The 4,328-nt window shown below is 76.5% G+C and carries 3 protein-coding genes and 1 pseudogene; 1 reads left to right on the top strand and 3 read right to left on the bottom strand.

The window, feature by feature from the left end; translation table 11 throughout:
• Window positions 1-814: DUF7134 domain-containing protein (locus J1M39_RS04920; protein ID WP_206496518.1), on the bottom strand; the 814-nt coding region annotated here is incomplete at its 3' end.
• Between the two features lie 65 nt (window positions 815-879).
• Window positions 880-2,034 carry a nitronate monooxygenase gene (locus J1M39_RS04915; RefSeq protein WP_069941557.1) on the bottom strand — a complete coding sequence of 385 codons (1,155 nt, stop codon included), beginning with the start codon at window positions 2,032-2,034 and terminating at the stop codon, window positions 880-882.
• A gap of 82 nt (window positions 2,035-2,116) precedes the next feature.
• Here J1M39_RS04915 and J1M39_RS04910 point away from each other — a divergent pair, with 82 nt between their 5' ends.
• Entirely contained in the window at window positions 2,117-3,571 is a 1,455-nt protein-coding gene (locus J1M39_RS04910; protein ID WP_036339358.1) for an L-lactate permease, read from the top strand.
• Between the two features lie 117 nt (window positions 3,572-3,688).
• On the opposite strand, the pseudogene J1M39_RS12235 reads toward J1M39_RS04910, so the two are convergent.
• A pseudogene (locus J1M39_RS12235) lies at window positions 3,689-4,024 on the bottom strand (response regulator); the annotation flags it as partial.
• Window positions 4,025-4,328 lie beyond the last annotated feature (304 nt).

Genomic DNA, 4,328 nt, shown 5'->3' with positions numbered 1-4,328 from the left:
CGCCGAGCAGCTGGCGCATGTCCGCGAGCGCGGAACGGCCGGTCTGGCCGATGGTCTCGAGCGCGGTGACCGCGAGCGCGGGCTTGGCGGCGGCGGCGTACCGGGCGCCGTCGGCCTGGGAGATGATCACCTGCAGGGAGTGGGCGACGATGTCGTGCATCTCCCGGGCGATGTGGCTGCGCTCGTCGGCGGCGGCGAGCTCGCGCTCCTGCCGGGACTGCACCTCGAGGCGGTGGGCGCGGTCCTCGAGGGCGCGCACGGTGAGGCGGCGGTTGCGCACGACGTCGCCGAACGCCCACGCGGTGAGCACCATGAGCCCGCAGCCGATCGCCATGATGACCATGGCCAGCGGCTCCGCGGGGGAGCGGACGGTGAGGCCGTCGGGGGTGACGAACTGCGCCGGGAACAGCCACACCTTCACCCCGTTGGCCACGCCGCCGACCAGCCCCAGGAGGAGCCCGGCCACGGAGACGCTCCGGGGCGCGTTCGCAGCGAGGTTGTAGACGGTGAGCGGCACCATCAGCAGGGACAGGCTGAACTCGGGCCCGGCGAGCAGGTGCAGGACGGCCGCGGCCGTCACGACGGCGGCCGAGGCCACCGGGCGCACCCGACGCACGGCCCACGGCAGGACCATGCCGGCCCCGACCAGGAGGGAGACGGCCGTCTGCCGGCCCTGGGGGTCCGGGGCGACCATCGGCCCGAGCGCGATCCACGGGAGCGCCACGAGTACGGTGAACAGGGCTGCGGCGGCCATCACGTCCGTGCGCACGGGGTGCAGGCGCGTCCACTGGTCGAGGCGGCGCAGGGGGTTCACGCGGGCCAGCCTAGGCCGCAGGCGGAGGGGCCGGCGTCAGCCCGCGGGATGATCCGGGGCGGTCCTCAGGGCGTGAGGGAGGCGAGGACGTCGGCGGCCGGCGCCTCACGGACCCGGTGCGCCTCGGTGCCGGCCCACAGGTGGACGCGTTCGAGGTCGCCGACGGCCGCGGCGGCGGCGCGCAGCCCCTTCGTCAGGACGTTGACCTCGGGGTACGCGGCGGGGGCGTCCGGGTGCTCCGCCATGAACGCGGTGGCCAGCGACCGCGCCCACCGCCCCGTGTAGGCGCGGGTCAGGGCGGTGCGGGCCCGGCCGTCGTCGGCGGAGAAGCGTGTCCCGGCCGCACACGCCGCGACGGCGGCCCGGTGCGCCGCCGAGGTGCCCGCCTCCGGGGTGAGGAGGAACGCGGTGCCGGCCGCGACGGCGTCCGCGCCGGCGGTGAGCAGGGCGCGCACGTCCTCGGCGGTGCCCACGCCGCCGGCGGCCACCACGGGCATGGCGCTCGCGGCCCCCGTCCCGACGACGTCGCGCACCGCCGCCAGCACCGTCGGCATCTCGGCGCGGGTCGGCTCCGCGGCCGGGTCCGACGTGCCCCGGTGCCCGCCGGCGCGGTGGCCCTGCACCACGAGGAACGCGGCCCCGTGGTCGAGGGCGGCCCGCGCCTCGGTCGCGTCCGTCACGGTGGCTCCGGCCGGGATACCCGCGGCGGCCAGCCGGGCGAACACGTCGGCGGCCGGCAGGCCGAACGTGAAGGAGACCAGCGGCCACGCCTGCTCCTCGGCGGCGGTGAGCAGGGCGTCGAAGTCGGCCCGTTCGGCGTCCGGGTCCGGGACGACGTCCGCGGCGGTGGGCAGGCCGGCGGCGCCGTCGGCCGTCAGGCCCGCCCGGTACGCGGCGACGGCCGCCGTCCGCGCCGACCGTGCCGCCTCCGTGCGCGCCGCGTCCGGGATGGCCGTGTTCACCGCGTCCGGCACGAACAGGTTCACGCCCCAGCGGTCCGGCCCCTCCGCGCCCAGCAGCGCGCGCAGCGCGTCCACCTGCGCGCGCATCTGCGCGGCCGTCCGCATGCCGCCGGCGAGAAACCCGCCGCCGCCTGCGCCGACGACGGCGGCCACCAGCTCCGGGGTCGAGGGGCCGCCGGCCATCGGGGCCACCGCCACGGGCACGGGCGGGATCAGGCGGGCGCGGGTGACGTCGTCGGGGTGGGATGGCTGCGTCATGACCCCCAGAGTAAAGGGGAGGGGTGTCGGCCCCACCCCGCGCCTACAGTGGGGCGCAGTACACGAGGAGAGGGGGTGCGCCGTGGAGGTGCTGCTCGCGCTCTCACCCATCCTGCTCACCCTCGTGCTGCTGCTCACCCGGCTGCCCGCGTGGGTGGCCCCGGCCGCCGGGACGGCCGTGGCCGTGCTGCTGGCCCTCACGGCCTTCGGCGTGGCCCCGGGCGACCTGGGCGGCGCGATCGGCGCCGGCGTGCCCACGCTGCTCGAGATCCTGGCGATCATCGCTGGCGGTATCACCCTGTCCCGCGTCATGGAGTACTCGGGCGGGCACGCGCGCCTGGCCGCGTGGCTGTCGGCGGGCAACGGCCCCACGATCGCGACCGCGCTGCTCATGGTGCACGGCGTCATCCCGTTCCTCGAGACCGTGACCGGGTTCGGCGTCTCCCTGATCGTGGGTGTGCCGCTGCTGCTGGGTCTGGGCTACACGGCGTTCCGGTCCGCGCTGATCTCCGTCCTCGCGCTCACCATCGGCCCGTGGGGGTCCATGGCGCCGGGCACGCTCATGGGCGCCCGCCTGTTCGGCCTGGACTTCCGGGAGATCGGGGTCACCGCCGCGGTGTTCAACCTGCCGGCCTGCCTGGTGGCGGGCGTGGCCACGGTGCTGCTGCTGCGCGGGGCGCGCGGCATGCGAGTCGACGTCGGCCCGGCCCGGACACTGCCCTGGCTCGGCGTCGCCGTGCTCTCCGGGGTCGCCCAGTGGGCGCTGATCCTGGGGGCGAACCTCGTGGTCGGCACCGCGCCGGCGGGCGCCGTCGCCACGTTCGTGCTCACCGTGGCCTGGCTGCTCGTGATCCGCGGCGGCCGGCTGCTGCCCGGGCCGGGGCGGGACGTGGTGCCGTACCTGACGCTCATGGCCGGCACCGTGCTGGGCACCACCGTGAAGGGCGCGTTCGGGCTCGAGGGGGCGGCGGCCCTCGTGGGGACGCCGGCGCTGTGGGCGTTCGTGGCGGTGGGCGTGGGCGTGCAGCTGCTCCACCTCGACGCCGCCGCCCGCCGCCGCGTCCCCCGCGAGGCCGGGAAGCTGTGGGTGGGCACCGCCATCCCCAACGCGCTCTACGTGGCGTTCGGGCTCATCCTCTCCGCCGGCGGGGTCTCGCAGGCGCTCGCGGGCGCACTCAGCGGGATGGGGGAGTCCTACCTGGTGGCGATGCCGTTCCTCGGCGCGTTCGCCGGCTTCATCACGGCCTCGAACACCGGGGCCATGGCCCTGATCGGCCCCCTGCAGATGGACACAGGCGCCGCCCTGGGCGTCCCCCCGCCCTGGTCCAACGGCCTGCACAACGCGGCCGCGGGCTGGGGCATCGTCGCCGGGCCCGCTCGCATCCAGGTGGCCCACGGCATGGCCGCGGGGGCGCAGTCGCCGCAGATGCCCGGCTGGGCCGTGACGCGGCGGAACCTGTTCGTGGTGCTGCTGCCGGCCATGCTCGCCGGGATCCTCGGCATGGCCGTGATGGGCTGGTTCCTGCTGCCGCGGTGACGCGCGGGGGGTGGAGGGGGCGGTGTGCTCGGGGGCCGCGGTGACGGCCTCCACCAGGTCCGCGGCCACGCGGGCGGAGAACACGGCGTCCCCGGCATGGACGCGGCGGATGGCGTCCACCACCTCGGCCGGCGGGGCGTCCTTCACGAGGTAGCCGGCGGCGCCGGCGCGCAGGGCGGGCACGAGGTACTGCTCGGAGGAGAAGGTGGTGATCGCCAGGACGCGCACGCCCGGGGCCTCGGCGGAGATGCGCGCGGTGGCCTCGACGCCGTCCATGCGGGGCATCTGCATGTCCATCAGCACGACGTCGGGGGCCAGCGTGCGGGCCGCCTCGAGGGCCTGGACCCCGTCCTCGGCGGAGCCGACCACCTCGAGGTCCTCAGCCTGGGCCACGAAGTGCTCGAGGGCGGTGCGCATCAACGCCTGGTCGTCGGCCACGACTACTCGGATCATGGCGTCCAGCCTAGGAGGCGCACAGGCCGCCGCGCGTCCACCGAAGGTCGACGTCGGCCCCCGCCTCGGGGCGGACCGGGCCGGCTCCCGCGCCCGGCCGGCCACCGCAGTCCCGGCGCCTCCGTGGGCAGAACCCACAACCCCGTCGCCTCCGTGGGCAGAACCCACAACCCCATCGCCTCCGTGGGCAGAACCCACAACCCCGTCGCCTCCGTGGGCAGAAGAGAGGGCACTTCTGCCCACGGAACGCTCTGGCCTGCCGCTTCCGCCCACGGAACCGGGCCGCCCCACCCGGGCCCCGCTC

Source organism: Micrococcus sp. KRD077 (assembly GCF_017168505.1).
In the GTDB taxonomy this organism is placed as follows: Bacteria; Actinomycetota; Actinomycetes; order Actinomycetales; family Micrococcaceae; genus Micrococcus; species Micrococcus luteus.
The sequence above is the reverse complement of the archived record's forward strand: the minus strand, read 5'-3'. Positions and strand labels throughout refer to the sequence as shown.